Origin of the sequence: Mycolicibacterium chlorophenolicum (genome assembly GCF_001044235.1) — a bacterium.
GTDB classification, from domain to species: Bacteria; Actinomycetota; Actinomycetes; order Mycobacteriales; family Mycobacteriaceae; genus Mycobacterium; species Mycobacterium chlorophenolicum.
The window spans coordinates 30147-49796 of record NZ_JYNL01000014.1 but is presented as its reverse complement, the minus strand read 5'-3'; the positions used below and the strand labels follow the sequence as shown (position 1 = coordinate 49796).

Annotated in this window: 26 protein-coding genes; 16 read left to right on the top strand and 10 right to left on the bottom strand. The window is 70.0% G+C overall.

Annotation, left to right across the window (positions count from 1 at the left end; all coding sequences use genetic code 11):
- Positions 1–14: 14 nt before the first annotated feature.
- From MCHLDSM_RS06865 to MCHLDSM_RS06855, 3 genes are all read right to left on the bottom strand, one after another.
- Positions 15–848: a GNAT family N-acetyltransferase gene (locus MCHLDSM_RS06865; RefSeq protein ID WP_048469474.1), complete on the bottom strand. Its 834-nt coding sequence runs from the start codon at positions 846–848 to the stop codon at positions 15–17.
- A 121-nt stretch (positions 849–969) separates the two neighbouring features.
- Positions 970–1257 carry a cupin domain-containing protein gene (locus MCHLDSM_RS06860; RefSeq protein ID WP_048469473.1) on the bottom strand — a complete coding sequence of 96 codons (288 nt, stop codon included), beginning with the start codon at positions 1255–1257 and terminating at the stop codon, positions 970–972.
- Positions 1254–2237, bottom strand: coding sequence for a homocysteine S-methyltransferase family protein (locus MCHLDSM_RS06855; protein ID WP_063899037.1), 984 nt, complete (start codon positions 2235–2237; stop codon positions 1254–1256). Before MCHLDSM_RS06855 ends, MCHLDSM_RS06860 begins: the two co-directional genes overlap by 4 nt.
- A 171-nt stretch (positions 2238–2408) precedes the next feature.
- Between MCHLDSM_RS06855 and lysE the strand changes: the two genes are divergently transcribed.
- The 6 genes from lysE (at position 2409) to MCHLDSM_RS06830 (ending at position 6647) form a co-directional block, all read left to right on the top strand.
- A complete protein-coding gene (gene lysE, locus MCHLDSM_RS06850; protein ID WP_048469472.1) occupies positions 2409–3017 on the top strand; it encodes an L-lysine exporter in 609 nt (202 codons plus the stop codon).
- Positions 3018–3062: 45 nt separating this feature from the next.
- Positions 3063–3656 (top strand): TetR/AcrR family transcriptional regulator, encoded by a 594-nt coding sequence (locus MCHLDSM_RS06845; RefSeq protein ID WP_048469471.1) that lies wholly within the window; start codon positions 3063–3065, stop codon positions 3654–3656.
- Positions 3657–3740: 84 nt separating this feature from the next.
- Complete coding sequence (locus tag MCHLDSM_RS40065) at positions 3741–3869, top strand: hypothetical protein (protein WP_109788761.1); 129 nt, start codon at positions 3741–3743, stop codon at positions 3867–3869.
- Entirely contained in the window at positions 3866–4978 is a 1113-nt protein-coding gene (locus MCHLDSM_RS06840) for a YeiH family protein (RefSeq protein WP_048469470.1), read from the top strand. Before MCHLDSM_RS40065 ends, MCHLDSM_RS06840 begins: the two co-directional genes overlap by 4 nt.
- A 13-nt stretch (positions 4979–4991) precedes the next feature.
- A complete protein-coding gene (locus MCHLDSM_RS06835; protein WP_168440069.1) occupies positions 4992–5945 on the top strand; it encodes an ABC transporter substrate-binding protein in 954 nt (317 codons plus the stop codon).
- Positions 5946–5957: 12 nt separating this feature from the next.
- Complete coding sequence (locus tag MCHLDSM_RS06830; RefSeq protein WP_048469468.1) at positions 5958–6647, top strand: queuosine precursor transporter; 690 nt, start codon at positions 5958–5960, stop codon at positions 6645–6647.
- Here the strand turns inward: MCHLDSM_RS06830 and MCHLDSM_RS06825 are convergent.
- Positions 6644–7510, bottom strand: a complete 867-nt coding sequence (locus MCHLDSM_RS06825; protein ID WP_048469467.1) for an EamA family transporter — start codon at positions 7508–7510, stop codon at positions 6644–6646. The genes MCHLDSM_RS06830 and MCHLDSM_RS06825 overlap by 4 nt on opposite strands.
- 141 nt (positions 7511–7651) lie before the next feature.
- Here MCHLDSM_RS06825 and MCHLDSM_RS06820 point away from each other — a divergent pair, with 141 nt between their 5' ends.
- The 5 genes from MCHLDSM_RS06820 (at position 7652) to MCHLDSM_RS06800 (ending at position 11737) form a co-directional block, all read left to right on the top strand.
- Complete coding sequence (locus MCHLDSM_RS06820) at positions 7652–8332, top strand: 5-oxoprolinase subunit B family protein (protein WP_048469466.1); 681 nt, start codon at positions 7652–7654, stop codon at positions 8330–8332.
- Positions 8329–9237, top strand: a complete 909-nt coding sequence (locus tag MCHLDSM_RS06815; RefSeq protein ID WP_048469465.1) for a 5-oxoprolinase/urea amidolyase family protein — start codon at positions 8329–8331, stop codon at positions 9235–9237. The genes MCHLDSM_RS06820 and MCHLDSM_RS06815 overlap by 4 nt, the downstream gene beginning before the upstream one ends.
- Complete coding sequence (locus MCHLDSM_RS06810) at positions 9231–9779, top strand: GNAT family N-acetyltransferase (RefSeq protein WP_063840614.1); 549 nt, start codon at positions 9231–9233, stop codon at positions 9777–9779. The genes MCHLDSM_RS06815 and MCHLDSM_RS06810 overlap by 7 nt, the downstream gene beginning before the upstream one ends.
- A gap of 117 nt (positions 9780–9896) precedes the next feature.
- Positions 9897–11039: a uroporphyrinogen-III synthase gene (locus tag MCHLDSM_RS06805; RefSeq protein ID WP_048469463.1), complete on the top strand. Its 1143-nt coding sequence runs from the start codon at positions 9897–9899 to the stop codon at positions 11037–11039.
- Positions 11036–11737, top strand: a complete 702-nt coding sequence (locus tag MCHLDSM_RS06800; protein WP_048469462.1) for a sirohydrochlorin chelatase — start codon at positions 11036–11038, stop codon at positions 11735–11737. The genes MCHLDSM_RS06805 and MCHLDSM_RS06800 overlap by 4 nt, the downstream gene beginning before the upstream one ends.
- Here MCHLDSM_RS06800 and fdxA read toward each other — a convergent pair.
- The 5 genes from fdxA to MCHLDSM_RS06775 form a co-directional block, all read right to left on the bottom strand.
- Positions 11717–12070, bottom strand: a complete 354-nt coding sequence (fdxA, locus tag MCHLDSM_RS06795; RefSeq protein WP_048469461.1) for a ferredoxin — start codon at positions 12068–12070, stop codon at positions 11717–11719. The genes MCHLDSM_RS06800 and fdxA overlap by 21 nt on opposite strands.
- A 126-nt stretch (positions 12071–12196) precedes the next feature.
- Positions 12197–12544, bottom strand: coding sequence for a nitrite reductase small subunit NirD (gene nirD, locus MCHLDSM_RS06790; protein WP_048469460.1), 348 nt, complete (start codon positions 12542–12544; stop codon positions 12197–12199).
- Positions 12541–15063, bottom strand: a complete 2523-nt coding sequence (gene nirB, locus MCHLDSM_RS06785; protein WP_048469459.1) for a nitrite reductase large subunit NirB — start codon at positions 15061–15063, stop codon at positions 12541–12543. The genes nirD and nirB overlap by 4 nt, the downstream gene beginning before the upstream one ends.
- A gap of 103 nt (positions 15064–15166) precedes the next feature.
- Positions 15167–15448: a hypothetical protein gene (locus MCHLDSM_RS06780; RefSeq protein WP_048469458.1), complete on the bottom strand. Its 282-nt coding sequence runs from the start codon at positions 15446–15448 to the stop codon at positions 15167–15169.
- A complete protein-coding gene (locus MCHLDSM_RS06775) occupies positions 15445–15843 on the bottom strand; it encodes an Asp23/Gls24 family envelope stress response protein (RefSeq protein WP_053081368.1) in 399 nt (132 codons plus the stop codon). Before MCHLDSM_RS06775 ends, MCHLDSM_RS06780 begins: the two co-directional genes overlap by 4 nt.
- A gap of 162 nt (positions 15844–16005) precedes the next feature.
- Here MCHLDSM_RS06775 and MCHLDSM_RS06770 point away from each other — a divergent pair, with 162 nt between their 5' ends.
- From MCHLDSM_RS06770 to MCHLDSM_RS06760, 3 genes are all read left to right on the top strand, one after another.
- Entirely contained in the window at positions 16006–16575 is a 570-nt protein-coding gene (locus MCHLDSM_RS06770; protein WP_048469457.1) for an RNA polymerase sigma factor, read from the top strand.
- Positions 16566–17000: a hypothetical protein gene (locus MCHLDSM_RS06765; RefSeq protein WP_048469456.1), complete on the top strand. Its 435-nt coding sequence runs from the start codon at positions 16566–16568 to the stop codon at positions 16998–17000. Before MCHLDSM_RS06770 ends, MCHLDSM_RS06765 begins: the two co-directional genes overlap by 10 nt.
- A gap of 78 nt (positions 17001–17078) precedes the next feature.
- Positions 17079–17528: a universal stress protein gene (locus tag MCHLDSM_RS06760; RefSeq protein WP_048420844.1), complete on the top strand. Its 450-nt coding sequence runs from the start codon at positions 17079–17081 to the stop codon at positions 17526–17528.
- Between the two features lie 21 nt (positions 17529–17549).
- Here the strand turns inward: MCHLDSM_RS06760 and MCHLDSM_RS06755 are convergent, their stop codons facing one another.
- The gene (locus tag MCHLDSM_RS06755) at positions 17550–18308 is read right to left on the bottom strand and encodes an isocitrate lyase/PEP mutase family protein (RefSeq protein WP_048469455.1); all 759 of its coding nucleotides are present in this window, start codon (positions 18306–18308) and stop codon (positions 17550–17552) included.
- 109 nt (positions 18309–18417) lie between these two features.
- Here MCHLDSM_RS06755 and MCHLDSM_RS06750 point away from each other — a divergent pair, with 109 nt between their 5' ends.
- Positions 18418–18717, top strand: coding sequence for an Rv0250c family protein (locus MCHLDSM_RS06750; RefSeq protein WP_043404111.1), 300 nt, complete (start codon positions 18418–18420; stop codon positions 18715–18717).
- A gap of 91 nt (positions 18718–18808) precedes the next feature.
- Positions 18809–19645 (top strand): succinate dehydrogenase subunit SdhC, encoded by an 837-nt coding sequence (locus tag MCHLDSM_RS06745; protein WP_048469454.1) that lies wholly within the window; start codon positions 18809–18811, stop codon positions 19643–19645.
- Positions 19646–19650 lie beyond the last annotated feature (5 nt).

The following is a 19650-nucleotide window of genomic DNA, read 5'->3' as shown; positions in this document are numbered from 1 at the left end:
GTGCCTCAGCCTGATCAGGGGGCGCCGAACTCGATGCGGACGAAGTCGGTGACCACCTCGAAACCGATGCGCTGATAGATCGCGTTCGACACGGGGTTCGCCAGATCGGCGAACAACACCACCTCGCCGGTTCCGCTGCGATGCGCGAGCCCGGCGGCCGCGGCCGTCACCGCGGACCCGAAGCCCTGCCCCCTGGCCGCGATCGGCGTGTACACCGGCCCGATCCGCGAGACGCCCGACGCCGGGGCGCGCAGCATCGCCATGCTCACCGGCTCGTCGTCCCGGGCCCACAGCACGAACCGGTCCCCGATGTCGGCGGCGCGCGCGACGAACCGGGCTCCGGCGGCGTCGTCGCGGGGTTCGTTGAAGGTCTCGACGAAGAAGTTCTCCACCCAGTCGACGAGCACCGCGTGATCGTCTGCGGTCGCGAGACGATCGGCGCCGCGCACACCGGCCGGTGGCGCCAGCGTGCCGAGCCGGTAGAGCCGCTCACCGAGGTCGACGTGCCCGGCCCGGCCGGTGGCCTCCTGCCAGGCCGCGGCAAACCGCGTCGCGGCGCCCCGGACACCGCGGATGCCGTCGAGATCGGGGTGCGTCTCAGCGAGGCGTTCGGCCGCGCACTCTGTCGCAACGCCCCCCAGACCCGTGACCAGTAAGGGATACGGCGGCGTCTGCAGCGCCGCGCCGACCACGGTGTCACCGTCGTGCACCGTCACCATCGTCGACTGGGCGGGTATCCCGGCGCCGAGCGCCGTCAGCTCGATCGTGTGCAGGACGGGATCGCGCCGGTACAGCGGCCCTGCGTGGGCGAGGAACGCCTCGACGTCGTTGTGCAGCTGGACGTCCATCACCTCAGCATGCGGACCGCGCCGGCGGCCGTCGAATGATTAATTCGTGCTCGCTGACCGGTGGGGCGATTACACGCGGGACGGTAGGCGGCAGTCCCACGGTGTCGCGGGCGTCCGCAGATCAGCCTTTGAGTTCCACTTCGACGAAGACCACGGATGCCTCCGAGGAGCTCACGACGTCGTGGTCGGTGCCTGCCGTGCCGCGGTAGGGCGAGGCCGCGTGTTGCGTCATCTCGCGGGTGTCGCCTTCGGCGTCAATGACGGTGAAGGTTCCGCCGGTGACAGGGATGACGACGTAGTCGTATTCGTGTCGGTGAGGGTCGGTGGAATCGCCGGCCTGCTCGAACGTCCATGTCGTGACACGGATGTGTGGGTCGTCGATTGCGACGATTGCTCGCGCGGTGCTCATCGTTGGTCCTCGAGGGTCGGTGTCCCGGGTGCGAACTCTGCGGCGCGGCGCGAGGTCTCGCGCACCATGGCGTCGATGTGACGCTCGTCGGTACCGCAGCAGCCGCCCAGAATGGACAGGTGCGGAAGCCGGTCGAACAGATCGGCCTGCGCCGCGGCGAATTCGCCCGGCGTGCCGTCGTCGCGCGCAATCGCAGCGTCTAGATCCGCGTGGCCGGCGGTGGAGGCGTTCGCGCGGATCCCGGCGATTCGGCGGCTCCAGTCGGCCGGCTCGGAGCCGACTGCACTGGCGATGTGGTTCGGATGCGCGCAGTTGACCAGGAAGTAGTCCGGAGGTGCGGCCTCGTCGACCGCTGTGATCGCCTCCGCCAGGTCGATGCCGCTGAGCAGGCGTCCGTCCGCGTCAACCGTGAACGACACCGCGATCGGCAGTCCCTCGGCCCGGGCGGCGCGCACGATGCCGATGGCCTCGCCGATGTGAGTGATGGTGTAGGCGGTGGCCAGATCGGCAGGACCGGCGGCGAACACGGCCAGCTGCGGTCTGTGATAGTCGAATGCAACGTCCGGGTGCGGCTCCGATGAGGCGGAGTACCCGTCGTGACGCGGCCCGATGGTCCCGCTGACGAGGATGTGGCCGACTGCGTCGACGTGGTCGCGGCGCAGGTCGGCCATGAATTCGATCGCTGCGGAGTTCACCCGCTCGAGATCGCGGGCGTCGTAGCCGAGGAGCCGACCCCAGTCCGGGTTGGCGCGCCAGGTGGGGCTCTCCAGCAGAAGCGGGCGCCCGCTCGCCACCGCGATGGAAACGTATCCCGTGTAGTAATCCCGCAGCGCCGATCGGCCTTCGGCCGTATCCAACAGCACGAACGCCGCGAAGTGCGGCACGTCCACGCCGCGACGGAACATCAGGTCGGTTTCCACGCCGCCGTCGGTGATGCACACCCCCGTGCCCTCGGCCGGACGACCGCTGCGCTGGCCCACCGTGCGCTCCTTCTGCGTTGTCCAATAAGCCCGGCGACGAGGACGGGGTGAGGTCAGGCTATTGAGGGGTGGACCCATCGCCCGGCCGCTCCGTGGGCTCGTAAGAAAAACTAATCCCAGTGAAGAATCATGAGCTGTATTGTTGGCGCCGTCGCTTCTAGCGTAGGTGACATGACCCCCACCGCGCTGATCGTGCTCAGCGGCTTCGCCACCACGATGGCGCTGATCGCGGCGATCGGGGCCCAGAACGCGTTCGTGCTCCGTCAGGGCATCCGGGGCGAGCACGTGCTGCCGGTGGTGGCCGTCTGCACCGTGTCCGACCTGGTGCTCGTCGCCGCCGGCATCGCAGGTTTCGGCGCCCTGGTCAGCGCCCACCCCGACCTCGTGACCGTCGCGACGTACGGCGGCGCCGCGTTCTTACTCGGCTACGGCCTGCTCGCAGCGCGACGGGCGCTGCGGCCGGGCACGCTGACGCCGTCAGACGCGCAACCCGCTCGCCTGGCCGGCGTGCTGGCCACCTGCCTGGCGCTGACGTTTCTCAACCCGCACGTGTACCTCGACACCGTGGTGCTGCTCGGCGCGCTCGCCAACGAGCACCGCGACGGGCGCTGGCTGTTCGGCATCGGTGCGGTGACCGCCAGCGCCGTCTGGTTCACCGGGCTGGGATTCGGCGCCCGACGGTTGCGGCGCTACTTCGAATCGCCGCGAACGTGGCGGCTGCTCGACGGCGGAATCGCGGTGATGATGATCGCGCTGAGTGTGACGCTGGTCCTCACCTGATCCAAACCACGGTTGCCGGCCCTCGACTACGAGACAATCGATGGTATGAAGCCGGGCAACTCCGAAGGGCTCCGGGAACGCAAGAAGCGGCAGACCCGTGAAGCGGTCCGCATCGCTGCGTTTCGGCTCTTCGAGAAGAACGGCTACCCCAACACCACGATCGAGCAGATCGCCGAGGCCGCGGACGTCTCACCGCGCACGTTCTTCCGCTACTTCCCGAACAAGGCCGCGCTGCTGATCCCCGACCAGCTGATGGAACCGATCGTCGCGCTGTTCCTCGCCGCGCCCGCCGAACTGTCTCCGATCGCCGCCTACCGGCACGCCCTCGAGCAGGTCTTCAGCGGGTTCGCCGGCTCGGAGTGGGGCGACGAGATGGCCCGTCAGCGGCTGCTGTACACGCTGCCGGAGGCCGGTGGCGCCCTCTATCACGAGTACATCCACACCATCGAGCTGATCACGAATGCACTCGCCACCCGGCTGGGCCGGCCCGTGGACGATCCGCAGCTGAGGATCACCGCCGGCGCGATGACCGGCGTGATGATGGCTGCGCTGCACGGGACCCCGATGGCTCCCGACGCCCTGTTCGCCGGGCTGGACTTCCTCGACGCCGGCCTGCCGCTCACCGCGGCCGAAAAGTGACGTCCCGCAGCCCGTTTGCGCGCTTCTGTTCGCCCTGATCGCAACCGCTGACATCGGAGCCCGCCGCACCTAGCGTCTGCGGCCATGCCCGAACAGCCCGACGCGCCGCCTCCCGGCCGGCGACTCAACGAGGATTGGCTGGCCGTGATCGTGGGCCTGACCCTGCTGACCCTGGTGCTGATCGGCGCCCTGCCCGGCAGCGTGATCCCGTGACCGGCCCGGCCACCGACGCCCCCACCCGGCCCCGGTCCTCCGGCGTCGGCTACGCCGTCGCCGGTGTCCTGGTCGTGATCGCCCTCGGCGCGGCCACCCGGTTCCTCGAGCAGCAGGTGCCCCGCTGGGCCGACGGAACCGGGTTCGCGGGGGTGGCGAAATCCATCGAGTTCCCCGTCTACGCCATCGCGCTCGGGCTGCTCGGCAACGTCGTGCTGTCCCGGTTGGCGCTGCGGGACGCGTTGTCGGCGGGCTTCCGCACCGAGTTCTTCATCAAGACCGGTCTGGTGCTCCTCGGGGCGTCGATCAACCTGAAAGTCCTCGCAACGGCCGCGGGCCCGGCGATCATCCAGGCGTTGCTGCTCATCAGCATCGTGTTCGGTTTCACGTGGTGGCTCGGCGGGCGGCTCGGCATCGAGGACAAACTGCGGGCACTGCTGGCCTCGGCGGTGTCGATCTGCGGGGTCAGCGCCGCGATCGCCGCCGCCGGCGCGGTGCAGGCCAAACGCGAACAACTCGCGTACGCCGCGTCGCTGGTTATCGTCTTCGCGCTCCCGTCGATCTTCCTGCTGCCCTGGCTGGCAGGTGTTCTCGGGCTGTCCGACGCGGTGGCCGGAGCCTGGATCGGCGGCAACATCGACACCACCGCGGCGGTCGCGGCCTCCGACGCGATCGCCGGAGAGGACGCCCTGCAGATCGCCACCATCGTGAAGACCACGCAGAACGCGCTGATCGGCGTCGTCGCGATCGCGCTGACCGCGTACTTCGCGCTCAAGGTCGAACGTCGCAGCTCCAGCGAGGCCCGCCCGACCATCGGGCAGTTATGGGAGCGTTTCCCCAAGTTCGTCCTCGGCTTCATCGCGGCGTCGGTCATCGGCACGCTGTACCTGCAGTGGGGCGGCGACAAGGCGACCATCACGACCGTCAACGACCTGCGCACCTGGTTCCTGATCTTCGCGTTCGTCGCGATCGGCCTGGAGTTCTCGCTGCGGGGCCTGCGCGAAGCGGGATGGCGACCGATCGTCGTCTTCGCCTCGGCCACCGTCGTCAACATCGTCGTCGCGCTCGGACTGGCCCTCGTGTTGTTCGGAAACTTCACGGTCAGCTAGCTATTCTCGCCGGGTGCCCGAGTTGTGGTCCCGGCGGAACGTCCTGGGGATGGCCGCCGCGGCGGCGTTGCTGACCGCCTGCCGATCCGAGAAACCGGGCGCCGTCGCCTCCGACGGCTCGGTCACCGTCACGCACGCGTTCGGCGAGACGACGATCACCAAGCCGCCCACCCGCGTCGTCAGCGCCGGCCTCACCGACGCCGATTTCCTGCTGTCGGTGGGGGTCGTGCCCGTCGCCGTGACGGACTGGTTCGGCGGCGAACCGTTCGGGGTGTGGCCGTGGGCGCAGGCCCGGCTCGGCGGCGCAACGCCGGCGGTGCTCTCGCTCGCCGACGGTATCCCGGTCAAGGAGATCGCCGCCGCCCGACCGGATCTCATCATCGCCACCAACGCCGGCCTGGACGCGGACACCTACACCGCGCTCAAGGCGCTTGCCCCGACGATCCCCCAGTCCGGCCGCGATGCGTTCTTCGAACCGTGGCGCGATCAGGCCGACCTGATCGGGCAGGCGACCTACCACCACGAGGACATGACCAAGCTCGTCGCCGACGTCGACGCGTCCTTCACGAAGGTCAAAGACGACCATCCCGCATTCGCCGACCGGAAAGTGCTGCTGCTCGACGGCCGGCTGGAGCCCGGCGGCGCCCGGGTCAGCGGGCCGGCCTGGCGGCGTGAATTCCTGACCGCGATGGGCCTCACCCTCGGCGACGCCGACGGGCTGATCCCGCGGGACCGGCTGACCCAGGTGCTAGACGACGCCGACGTGGTGATCTGGACCACCGAGAGCGACGAGGAGCAGGCCGCGCTGCTGGCCGACCCCGCCGTCGCGCAGTCGCGTGTCACCACGCGGAAACGCAACGTCTTCACCGATAAGGAGCTGGCCGGCGCGATCGCCTACGCCTCGACGCTGTCCTACCCGGTGGTGGTCGACAAACTGCCGCCGCTGCTCGCGACCGCGCTGGGCTGATCTAATGGGCCGGTGACCGAGCAGCCCACCGACCTGGATCGACACGCCACCTTCGCCCGCGTGGGCTCGGCCTACTATCCGATCCTCGTCGCCGTGTTCACCGCCCTGGTGATCATCTCCAACGTCACCGCCACCAAGGGCGTCGCCTTCGGGCCGATCATCACCGACGGCGGCTTCATCGTGTTCCCCCTGACCTACGTGATCGGCGACGTGCTCAGCGAGGTGTACGGGTTCAAGGCCGCCCGCCGTGCCATCTTCACCGGCTTCGCCATGAACATCCTTGCCGCCCTTGCCTTCTGGGTGACGATCTACCTCCCCGCGGCCGACTTCTACACCAACCAGGAGCACTTCGAGAACATCGTGCACGCCTACACCCAGCTGATCGTCGCCGGGCTGGCCGGCTTCATCGTCGGGCAGACCCTCAACGCGTGGGTGGTGGTGGCGATCAAGGAGCGCACCAAGGAGAAGCACCTGTGGGCGCGGCTGGTCGGCTCGACGTTCGTCGGCCAGCTCGGCGACACCCTGGTGTTCTGCACGATCGCCGCCAGCGCGATCGGCATCTCCACCTTCCGGGACTTCGCCGTCTACACCGCGCTGGGCTGGTTCTACAAGACCGCCGTCGAGGTGGTCATGCTGCCCGTCACCTACCGGGTGATCGCCGTGATCAAGCGCAACGAGCCGACGTACCAGCTGGTGGGCTAACCCACCTCGATGTGCATGTCGGCCTGCCGGCCCCCGCTGCGGGCGGCCCCGACGCCGGCGATCACGACGACGAAGATCCCGATGATCGCCGAGACGCCCAGGCTCTGGTGCAGGAGCGTGAACCCGACGACGAAGGCCAGCGCCGGCTCGAGGCACATCAGCGTGCCGAACGCTGCCGTGGTCAGCCGGCGCAGCGCCAACAGTTCGAGCACGAACGGCACGACCGGAAGCAGAATCGCCATGCCGAGGCCGACGAGAAGGATGTGCAGCGTCATCCGCTCGAACACCGCCGGGCTGACGGTGAACGTCGCCACCAGACCGGCGACGGGCATCGACACCGCCAATCCGGTCACCCCGGCCACCTGGTCGCCGACGTTCTGGGTCAGCAGGATGTACACCGCCCACGCCGCACCGGCGGTGAGCGCCAACACCACGCCCTTGAGGTCGACGCCGCCGCTGAACGGCTGACTCAGCAGCACCACCCCGACCGCCGCCAGGCCCGGCCACACCAGGCGCGCGCGGCCCGTGCCGTGCGCCGCCGCGACCGTCAGCGGGCCGAGGAACTCCAGCGCGGTGGCGGTGCCCAGCGGCTGCCGGTCCAGCGAGGCCATGAAGAACAGCGACACCGCGGCGCTGACGATGCCGAGCAGGACGCACATGCCGAACGTCTTGCGGGTGAACGCCGACGGACGGGGACGCACGACCACCAGCAGCAGCAGGCCGGCCCACGCCAGCCGCAGCCACGCGGTGCCGTCGGAACCGATGTCCTCGATGAGGTTGACCGCCACCGCCATGCCCAACTGGACCGACATCATCGCGGTCACCGCCATCAGCGCACCGGCGCGCGCCTGCCCCCCACCCATCCGTGCATTCAACCCCGCAGGACCCCTCCGACCGTCGCGACAGGCCGCTCCTCTGAGCCCTTCATAAGGCAGCTCTGGCAAGGTTCACAGAGCTTGCAGCGAGCAGCGGACGGAAAAGCTACTCGACGGTAGCGTTGGCACATGAGCGTGACTGCGGATGCGATGCAAGCAATGCGAACCGGGGGCGCACGCACGATCCACGACTACGGCGATCGGGCGCTCCTCCTCGAATTCGGCAGTACTGCCGAAGTGTTGGCGTGGACCGATGCGCTGCGGGCGGCCGAGCTGCCCGGCGTGGTGGATCTGGTGCCCGCCGCCCAGACCGTGCTGGTCAAGTTGGCCGGCGTCGACTACCAGGCCCCGACGCGCCAGCGGCTGGGTCGGGTGCAGCCGAGTGCGGAGGCGATCGCCGAGTCCGCCGCACCACCCGACGGGCACGCCGACGTGACCCTCGACGTCGTCTACGACGGCGCGGATCTCGACGACGTGGCGCAGCTGACCGGGCTGAGCGTCGACGACGTCATCGCCGCGCACACCGCACGGCCGTGGCGTGTCGGATTCAGCGGGTTCGCCCCGGGATTCGCCTACCTGGTGGGCGGCGACGAGCGGCTCGCCGTGCCCAGACGCGCGGAGCCGCGCACCAAGGTGCCCGTCGGATCCGTCGGGCTCGCGGGCGCATTCAGCGGCGTCTATCCGCGGGAATCGCCCGGCGGGTGGCAGCTGATCGGACGCACCGACGCGGTGCTGTGGGACGTCGAGCGCGAGAATCCCGCGCTGCTGACTCCCGGTCTGTGGGTGCAGTTCCGGGCGGTGCAGTCATGAGCGGGGTGACGCTGGAGATCCTTCAGCCCGGACCGCTCGCGTTGGTCGAGGACCTCGGCCGGCCCGGCCTGTCCCATCTCGGCGTGACGCGGTCGGGGGCAGCCGACCGGCGTTCGCACGCGCTGGCCAACCGGCTCGTCGCCAACCCCGGAGACCGGGCCACCGTCGAGGTGACGCTCGGCGGGTTCGCCGCCCGGGTGCACGGCGGAGACGTCGCGATCGCGGTCACCGGCGCCGACACCGATCCAGCGGTCAGTGGAGTTCCGTTCGGCACCAACAGCATTCACCACGTCCGCGCCGGCGAGGTGATCTCGCTGGGGCCGGCCCGGTCCGGGCTGCGCTCCTACCTGGCGGTGCGCGGCGGGTTCGACGTCTCGCCGGTGCTCGGCTCACGCAGCTACGACGTGATGTCGTCGCTCGGCCCGCTGCCGCTGCGCTCGGGGGATGTGCTGCGCGTCGGCGAGCACACCGACGAGTTCCCCGAACTCGACCAGGCGCCGGTGGCCGCCCTCGGCGACGAGGCGCTCGAGCTGCGGGTGGTCCCGGGACCGCGCGACGACTGGTTCGTCGACCCCGACGTGCTGGTGCGGACGAACTGGCAGGTCACCAATCGCAGCGACCGGGTCGGGATGCGACTGGTGGGGATGCCGCTGGAGTATCGCTGGCCCGACCGGCAGCTGCCCAGCGAGGGCGCCACCCGGGGTGCGATCCAGGTGCCGCCCAACGGTTTTCCGGTGATCCTCGGCCCCGACCATCCCGTCACCGGCGGCTACCCCGTGATCGGCGTCGTGGTCGACGAGGACATCGATGCGATGGCCCAGGCGCGCCCCGGCCAGACCGTGCGGCTGCACTGGTCGCGGCCCCGGGCGCCGTTCGGCCCGCCGGGGGACGGCTCGGCCTGGTAGACACTGGAGGTGTGCGCGCACGCCTCGTTCACACCTCGGACCTCGACGACGAGTCCCGTGAGGACGCCCGCCGGATGGTGATCGAGGCCTTCGGCGGCGAGTTCTCCGACGCCGACTGGGAGCATGCGCTCGGCGGCATGCACGCGGTGATCTGTCAGCGCGGGGCGATGATCGGCCACGCGGCCGTCGTGCAGCGCCGACTGCTCCACCAGGACACCGCACTGCGGTGCGGCTACGTCGAGGCGGTCGCGGTCCGCGAAGACCACCGCGGCCAGGGGTTGGCGCACGCGCTGATGGACGCCGTCGAGCAGGTGATCCGCGGCGGCTACGTCGTCGGTGCCCTCGGGACCAGTGATCTGGGCCGGCCGCTGTACACCGGTCGCGGCTGGGTGCCGTGGCAGGGACCCACCTCGGTGCTCGCACCCAGCGGCATCATCCGCACCCCCGACGACGACGGCGCGGTGTTCGTGCTGCCGGTCTCGGCCACCCTCGACCCCGCGGCGGGCCTCGCCTGCGACTGGCGTGACGGCGACGTCTGGTGAGGCCTCACAGTCGGCAGGTGCCGGCGGTGAGCGGAAATTCACGCCCTGTCCGGCCGTGACACCACCCGGCAACGACCGGGTAACCGGCACGAAACACGGCCTGAATAGACAGTGGGCATGAGTGAGCCGGACTGGTCGCCGCTCACCGGATTCCGGGTCGCGGTGACGTCAGCGCGGCGCGCCGACGAACTCGCCGCGCTGCTCGCCCGTCGCGGCGCGACCGTCACCAGTGCCGCCGCCATCGAGATGGTGCCCCTGCCCGACGACGACGAACTGCGCCAGCGCACGCGCGCACTGATCGACGAACCGCCCGACATCGTCATCGCCACCACCGGCATCGGTTTCCGCGGCTGGGTCGCCGCAGCCGACGGCTGGGGCCTGGCCACCGAACTCACCGGGGCACTGGCCAAGGCCCGCATCGTGTCCCGCGGCCCGAAGGCCACCGGCGCGCTGCGCGCGGCCGGCCTGCCCGAGGAGTGGTCGCCGGAATCGGAGTCCTCCCGCGAGGTGCTGCACTACCTCGTCGAGGGCGGTATCGCCGGCAGCCGGATCGCGGTACAGCTGCACGGCGCCACCGCCGACTGGGATCCGTTCCCCGAGTTCCTCGACGAATTGCGTTCCGCCGGAGCCGATGTGGTGCCGATCCGGGTGTACCGCTGGCATCCGGCGCCCCGCAACGGCGACTTCGACGCGCTGGTCGCCGGCATCGCCGAGGAGCGCTTCGACGCGGTCAGCTTCACGTCCGCGCCCGCGGTCGCGTCGGTGCTGATGCGCGCGCAGGAGATGGGCATCGAGGCTGAGGTGCTCGCAGCGCTGCGGGGCGGGGTGCACGCGATGTGCGTCGGACCCGTCACCGCGCGCCCGCTGGTCCGGCTCGGGGTACCCACGTCAGCGCCGGAGAGGATGCGGTTGGGGGCGTTGGCCCGGCACATCACCGACGAACTGCCGCTGCTGCAGGCGCGCACGGTCCGGGTGGCCGGACACCTGCTGGAGATCCGCGGCAACTGCGTGCTCGTCGACGGTGCGGTGAAGGCGATGTCGCCCGCGGCCATGGCCACGATCCGGGCGCTGGCGCAGCATCCGGGCGCGGTGGTGTCCCGCGCCGATCTGCTGCGGGCGCTGCCCGGCAGCGGCACCGACACCCACGCGGTCGAGACCGCGGTGCTGCGACTGCGGACCGCGCTGGGCGACAAGAAGATGGTGGCCACCGTGGTCAAACGCGGCTACCGACTACCCGTCGACGAGGCCTACGCTTCATGACTCACGTGCTGGTGGCCCACGGCACCCGCAAGCGGCAGGGGGTGTCGCTGATCGGCGACCTCGCGTCCCGGGTGGCGGCAACGCTGGGCCGGCCGGTACACGTCGCGTTCGTCGACGTCGTCGGACCGACGCCGGCCGAGGTGCTCGGCGCCCGGACCGGGGAACCGGCGGTGCTGGTGCCGGCGTTCCTGGCCCGCGGTTACCACGTCAGCAGCGACATCCCGGCCCATGTACGCGACAGCGGCCACGACGACGTCACCGTCACCCGCGCCCTCGGACCCGACCCGCAGCTGGTGCGGGTGCTCGTCGACCGGCTGATCGAAAGTGGCTGGCGGCCTGATGATTCGGTGATCCTCGCGGCCGCGGGCACGTCAGATCTGGCGGCGCTGCGCGACCTGCACACCACCGCGGCGTGGCTGTCGGCGACGCTCGGTTCGCGGGTGGAACTCGCGTTCGCCGCGACCGGGCAGCCCCGGGTGGCCGACGCCGTCGGCGCGCTGCGGGGCCGCGGCAGGCGCGTGGTCGTCGCGTCGTACCTGCTCTCGGAAGGCCTGTTCCAGGACCGGCTGCGCGACAGCGGCGCCGACCTGGTGACCGATCCGCTCGGCACACATCCCGGCATCACCCGGCTGATCGTCAGCCGGTTCCAGCGGGCTCTGGTGTCGGAGCCCGCGGCGTCAGGGGTGCGGGGTCGTTGACGGCGGCCGCGCGGCCACCAGCGGCGTGTCCGCGCCGACACGACCCACCCGGGCCGCGCCGCCGGGATCTCCGAGCGGGGCCTCGCGGCCGGGCAGGACCATGCTGAAGAAGGCCGCGTTGTCCTCGAGCGAGGCGGCTTCTTCGTCGGGCAGGTCGGTCTCGTAGTAGATGGCGTCCACCCGGCACGCGATGCGGCAGGCGCCGCAGTCCACGCACTCGTTCGGGTTGATGTACATCGCCCGGGCGCCCTCGTAGATGCAGTCAGCGGGGCACTCCTGCACACAGGACTTGTCGACGATGTCCACACATGCGCTACCGATCACATACGTCATGCCTACGACGGTAAGTAGTTCTCACGCCGCCGTCGTGGGCCGAAAGTCCCTAGTTCGGTAACAACGGAATAGCATTCCCGGCTGTGATGACGGGCCGGAGAGCAACCAGGAATGCTGTTCCGCGGATCAGGAGCCGACCTGCACGTCGCCGGCGGGGGTGACGCGCGTGGCGTAGACGAGGAGCGCGTAGCCGGGGTCGTCGAGGCAGACACCGTCGTCGAGGGCGAACGCCTGCTTCTTCAACGGCGACTGCACGATCGGCCGGCCGGCGCGGTCGCCGACGATGCCGCGGGAGATCACCGCGGCCCCGGTGAACGGGTCGATGTTGCCCACCGCGTGCAGGGTGCCGTCGTCGAGACGGAACAGCGCGGCCTGCGCGCCGTCGGGCAGCAGTACCCCGACCCCGCGGTTGGGCAGCAGGACATCCAGGCGGCACGCCGTCGTCCACACCGTGACATCGTCGAGAACCGTCACCGCTGAACCACTTTCGGCATACCGATCGGCGTCGGCACCAGCCGTCCCGCAGATCGGGTGAAGGTCACCGTGGGATCGTCGACGCCGGGGGCGTTCACGAACGACACGAACCGCGACAGCTTGTCCGGGTCCTCCAGCACACCCTTCCACTCGCACGCATAGCCCTCGACGTGCCGGGCGACCGCGGCCTCGAATTCGGCTGCCAGGCCCAGCGAGTCGTCACACACCACCTCGCGCACATGCTCGAGACCCTTCTCCTCGACCCACGGCGCGGTGCGCTGCAGCCGGTCGGCGGTCCGGATGTAGAACATCAGGAACCGGTCGACGTAGCGCACCAGCGTCTCGTCGTCGAGGTCGGATGCCAGCAGCTCGGCGTGACGCGGTGTCATGCCGCCGTTGCCGCCGACGTAGAGGTTCCAGCCGTTCTCGGTCGCGATGACGCCGACGTCCTTGCTGCGTGCCTCCGCGCACTCCCGCGCGCACCCGGACACTCCCATCTTGATCTTGTGCGGGGCGCGCAATCCGCGGTAGCGCAACTCGAGGTTCACCGCCATCTGCACCGAATCCTGTTGGCCGTAGCGGCACCAGTCGCTGCCCACGCAGCTCTTCACCGTGCGCAGCGCCTTGCCGTACGCGTGCCCGGACTCCATGCCCCCGTCGACCAGGCGGCGCCAGATCTCGGGCAGCTGGTCGACCCGGGCGCCGAACATGTCGATGCGCTGACCGCCGGTGATCTTGGTGTAGAGGCCGAAGTCCCGGGCGATCTCGCCGATCAGGATCAGGTGCTCGGGCGTGATGTCCCCACCCGGCACCCGCGGCACCACCGAGTAGCTGCCGTTGCGCTGGATGTTGGCCAGGAAGTGGTCGTTGGAGTCCTGCAGCGAGGCCTGTTCTCCGTCGAGGATGTGCCCCGTGCCGGTGGAAGCGAGAATCGATGCCACCACGGGTTTGCAGATGTCGCAACCCTTTCCGGACCCGAACCGCTCGATCAGCCCGGAGAAGGTGCGGATCTCGGTGGCGGTGACGATCTCGAACAGCTCGGCGCGCGACTGCGGGAAGTGTTCGCACAGCGCCGTGGACTGCTCGACCCCCTGGGCGTCGAGCAACTGCTTGAGCAGGGGCACGCACGAACCGCACGACGTGCCGGCCCTGGTGCACGCTTTCAGCCCCGCCACGTCGCAGCAGCCGGCAGCGATGGCATCGGTGACGTCGCCCTTGCTGATGTTGTTGCAGGAGCAGATCTGGGCGGTCGCGGGCAGCGCCCCGACCCCGACGCCGGCCGCGCTGCCGTCTGATCCGGCCGGGGTCAGGAACGCCAGCGGATCACCGGGGAGCTGCTCGCCGACCATCGGGCGCAGCACCCCGTAGGCCGAGGCGTCGCCGACCAGGATGCCGCCGAGCAGCGTCGACGCGTCGTCGGAGAGCACCAGCTTGGCGTAGGTCTGCCGGACCGCATCGTTGACGGCCACCTCCAGGCAGTCCGGGGTGTCGCCCATCGCGTCGCCGAAACTCGCGACGTCAACACCGAGGAGCTTGAGTTTGGTCGACATGTCCGCGATGCCGAATTCCGCTGCGCCGCCCAGCAATCGGTCGGCGACCACCTCGGCGCTGGTGTAGCCGGGTCCGACCAGGCCGTAGCAGCGGCCGTCGATGGCCGCGACCTCGCCGATCGCGTAGATCCGCGGATCTCTTGTGGCGCAGGAGGCGTCGGTGAGCACACCGCCGCGCTCGGCGACCGCCAGTCCGGCGACGCGGGCGAGCTCGTCGCGCGGCCGCACCCCCGCCGCGAACACCACCACGCCCGCGTCCACCGTCTGCCCATCGCTCAGGGTGACCCGCACCCCCGCCTGTGCGGGTTCGATGCGCTCGGTGCCGACCCCGACGTGCACGTCGATGCCCAGCGCGCCGACCATCCGGCCCAGCAGGGCGCCACCGGCCTCGTCGAGTTGCTGGGCCATCAGCCGCGGCGCCATCTCCACCACGTGCGGGGTCAGCCCGAAGCTGCGCAGTGCGTTGGCCGCCTCGAGTCCGAGCAGCCCGCCTCCGATGACGACACCGGCGGCGTCACCGGAGGCGGCAGTCACTGCGCGGGCGGCGTCGGCCCGGATCGCGTCGAGGTCGTCGAGCGTGCGGTACACGTGGCACTGCGGCAGGTCGTGGCCGGGAACCGGCGGCACGAAGGCATACGAGCCGGTGGCCAGCACCAGTGCGTCATAACGGAATTCGGCGCCGTCGGCAGTGGTCACCGTCGTGGCGGCCGAATCGAGCGCGGTGACGCGCCGACCGAGGCGCACGTCGACGAGGTCGTCACCGCCGTACAGATTGCCGGGAAGTGCGAGCCGGGAGCGCTCCCAGTGCTCGGTGTAGCCGGTCAGACCGACCCGGTCATAGGCCGCGTCGAGCTCCTCGGCCAGCACCGTCACGTGCCAGCGGTCCTCGGTGTCGCGGGAACGCAGGGCCTCGATGAAGCGGTGCGCGACCATGCCGTGGCCGACGACCACGACGCGTGAAGTGGGCATGCCGCTCAGGCTAGGAAGCCGATATTGCCACTGTGTCGCGCCGTGTGAAGCGCCCATCACGGTGTGCTCACCGCGGTGCCGGACCCGTTGTGAGACGCGGACCTCAGTCGCGCGCGGCCACGTCCTCGACCGTGACGTCGACCGCCACGCCCGGCCACTCCCGGGACACGGCGGCGCGGACGGCGGCGGCGGTCTCCCGCACGGCAGCGCCCTCCAGCACCGTGATGTGGACGGCGATGGTGTCGTCGCCGAACCGGATCCCGGGCACCCGGCGGCCGGGCAGATAGGTGCCGACCTCACCGAACATGCCGGGATGCAGATCGGCCACACCCGGCACCGCCCGCACGAGTTCGGCGACCGCGTCCGCCCGTTCCTGCCGGGTCATTCGACCCTCGCCGGGCGGTCGTCGCGTTCGGCGTCGTCCTCGTCGGCGACGAAGACGTCGTGGACGGCGATGTTCACCTCGACAACCTCCAGGCCGGTCATCCGCTCGATGGCGGCGATGACGTTACGCCGGATGCCCGACGCCAGATCGGCGATGGCCACGCCGTAGTCGGCGACGATGTCGATGTCGACGGCGGCCTGCTTCTCTCCGACCTCGACCGACACGCCCTGGGCGTGGTTGACCGTGGCGCCCGGGATCCGCTCCCGCAGCGCGCCCACCGCGCGGCTCGCGCTGCCACCCAGCGCGTGCACGCCGGTGACCTCACGCGCGGCCAGCCCGGCGATTTTCGACACCACGGCATCAGCGATCGTGGTCTTGCCCTGATCGGTGCTCATGTCTGCTCCTTTTCGTTGAGTCACCCGGTTGGTCGGTGGACGACGGACGAACCGAATGTCTGACGAATGTGTCACCGACCACATCATCGCCGCGGCTCGTGGCTAGGCTCTCGGCGTCACGCGTTTTCGTTTTCCGGATGCCTCGAGAGGACCGATCGGCCGATGCTTGCCGGCGACCCCACGGTGGATCGCGAGGTCGACGACCGCGAGCTGGCGGCGGCGGCCGCCGCCGGAGATCGATCGGCGTTCGAGACCCTGATCCGCCGGCACGGGCCCGCCCTGCACCGCTATGCGCGCCGGATGACCCGCGACGACGCGGCCGTGCAGGACATCGTGCAGGAGACATTCGTCGCGGCATGGCGCCAGATCGACCGTTTCCGGGGCGAATCCAGCCCGCGGACATGGCTCTTCGCGATCTGCGCCCGCAAGGTCGTCGACTCGCACCGCGTCAAGCGGGCGGTGCCGCTCGATGACCGGCTGCTCGACCCGGCGGACGCGTCGGCCTCGGCCGATCCGTTCGCCAACGTCTCGAACACCGAATTCCTCGGGGCGCTGGAGGAGGCCCTCGCCGAACTGCCACCCCGCCAGCGCGCGGTCTGGCTGTTGCGGGAGGTCGAGGAATTGACCTTCCCCCAGATCGGGACGATCCTGAGTCTGAGCCCGGACGGGGCGCGGGGGCATCATCACCGCGCCCGAACGACACTTCAGCAGAGGCTTCAACGATGGCGATAGGCGACTACGACGTGCTGGCCCGGGCGTCCCGGGACCTGCGCGCGATGCCCGAACGCGGCTGGGTGGCCATCGAAGCCCGCGTGATCGACGCCGTGCGGGCCACCCCCCGCGGCGGCTGGCCCCTCGACGTGGTCGACCCACGCCCGGGCGACGCTGCGGGCCGGATCGCGGTCAGTGACCTGGTGTTGCGGGCCGGCCTGGCCCGCGCGCTGCGCTCGCTGCCGGACCTGACGCTGGTCGACGTCGCCGTCGCCCTGGACGAGAAGACGCTGCGCGCCGTGCGCATCGAGGTCAGCGGCCGGTACGGCGCCGATCTCGCCGCGACCGCGGCACAGGCGCGCACGCTGGCTGCCGCCGTGATCAACGAGGTGATCGGCGTCGAGGGCGTCGACATCGACATCGTCGTGACCGACGTGCACCGCTGATGTCGATCGGCGCCCTCTGGGCCCCGTGAGTGAACAGTTGTACACTCACCGCAATCGAATCACGGGAGGGGCGCATCCATGACGAAGTACTCGACCATCGTCGTCGGCACCGACGGCTCGGAGACCTCGCTGCGGGCGGTCGACAAGGCCGCCGCGCTGGCCGCCGAGTCCGACGCCCGCCTGATCATCGCGTCGGCGTACACACCGGCGCGTCATGACGGCGGCGCACCGGAACCCGATCAGCCGCGCGGCGACGAGTACCGCATCCAGGGCGACGCGCCCGTGTACGGCCTGCTGAACGACGCCGCCGACCGCGCCAGGAAGGCCGGCGCACACAACGTCGAACAGCGCGCCGTCAAGGGCGTGCCCGCCGACGCGCTGGTCGACCTGGCCGACGAGGTGGGTGCCGACCTGCTGGTGGTCGGCAGCGTCGGCATGCGGTCGGTGGTGGGCCGACTCGTCGGGTCGGTGCCGAAGATCGTCAAGCGCCGGGCACACACCGAGGTCCTCGTCGTCGACACCGACTGACGGACTGACGCCCGGTACGACTCAGCGCCAGCGGGCCAGGATCTCCTTCGAACGCTCCGCGAGCGCGGCCTGCCAGAAGGGTCCGAAGCTGATCCGGGCCACCCCGAGCGGACCGTAGGACGCCGGGTCGGCCTTGTCCGGCGCCGCGATCGCGTTGACCGGCAGCGGCAGCTCGGATGTCAAGCGCTGCAACGTCTCCGGGCCGTGCAACCCGACCGGGTAGAGCACGTCGGCGCCTGCGTCGGCCGCCTGCGTCAGCCGGGCGATCGCCCGGTCGACCCGGTCGGACTCGTCGCCGTCCTGCCTCAGGAACAGATCGGTGCGCGCGTTGATCACCACGTGCACCCCGGACGCGTCGGCCGCCGCCCGCAGCGCACCCACGAGATCGGCATGCTCGTCGGCCGACCGCAGCCGGCCGCCCTCGCTGTGCACGGTGTCCTCGATGTTCAGGCCGACCGCCCCGACCGACAGCAGGCCCTCGATGAGCCGTGACGGTGCTTCGCCGTATCCGGACTCGATGTCGACCGACACCGGCAGATCGGTGGCGGCGGTGATCTGGGCGACGCGGGTGATCAGATCGTCGAACGTCATGCCCTCGTTGTCGGGCTTGCCGACCGAGTCCGCCACCGGATGGCTGCCCACGGTCAGCGCCGCGAAGCCGGCGCCGGCGGCCAGCCGGGCCGACCACGCGTCCCACGCCGTCGGCAGGATGACCGGGTCCCCGGGCCGGTGCAGCGCCAGCAACGTCTCGGCGCGGCCCCTCAGAACGTCGTCGGTCATTCTTACCTCCGTGTCATCAAAGTGATCTGTCTCACCCATCAGGTGGGTGATGTGGCTAGCATCAAATGCGTACTGTGATCCATGACACCCTTCAGCCCAAGGAGGTCACTTGTCCAGCAGCACCACCGAGCTCGCCGAGCTTCACGATCTGATCGGAAGCCTTCGGCGTTGCGTGACATCACTGGCGTCGCGATACGGGGACAGCCCGGCTACCCGTCGCATCGTCAATGATGCCGAACGCATCCTCAACGATATCGATCGACTCGACATCGACGCCGAGGAACTGGAACTCGCGCGCGGTCTGTCCCGGCATCACCATGTCGGCGAACGCATCCCGATTCCGGATACCCAGTACGACACCGATTTCTGGCGCGGCGTCGACGACGAGGGGCTGGGCGGAACGCACTGAGCCAGGGAGTGCCCGGTCGGGCACATCGGGCTCGTGCGACAGTCGAGTGCGCGAGTCGAGTTCGTCAAGAAACATTCATCGAGAGGGAAACGTGAGCGCACCCACCGCCGACCGCAAGGCGACCGGCGTCTTCTCCCCGGGCCGAGCCCAGATCGCCCAGCGCACGCTGCGCACCGACAACTGGCTCAAGTCGCCCATCGTCACGGATCTGGGTTTCGCCGCGTTCATCATCTACGCCACGGTGCGGGCGTTCATGCGCGACGACTTCTTCGTCGAGAAGTACCACTACCTCACGCCGTTCTACTCACCCTGCCTGAGTAAGGCCTGCGGCGAGGCCAGCGAGTTCTGGCCGCAGATCCTGCCCACGTCGGGGCCGTTGTCGCTGCTGCCCTACGCGCTGCTGTCGCTGCCGTTCCTCCTGCTGTTTCGAATCACCTGCTACTACTACCGAGGTGCCTACTACCGCTCGGTGTGGCAGTCGCCGACGGCCTGCGCCGTGGCCGAGCCGCACGCGAAATACACCGGAGAGACCCGTTTTCCGCTGATCCTGCAGAACCTGCACCGCTACTTCTTCTATATCGCGGCGCTCATCTCGCTCATCAACACCTGGGACGCGATCAAGGCCTTCCACTCCGAAGACGGTCCGGGCGGCTTCGGCTTCGGGCTGGGCAACGTCATCCTCGTGATCAACGTGGTGATGCTCTGGGTGTACACGATCTCGTGCCACTCCTGCCGGCACGTCGCGGGCGGCCGGCTCAAGCACTTCTCCAAACACCCGGTCCGGTATTGGATGTGGACGCAGATCAGCAAGCTCAACACCCGGCACAAGCTCTACGCCTGGGTCACGCTGGGCACGCTCATGCTGACCGACTTCTACGTCATGCTGGTAGCCGGCGGCACCATCTCCGATCTGCGGTTCATCGGCTGAAACAC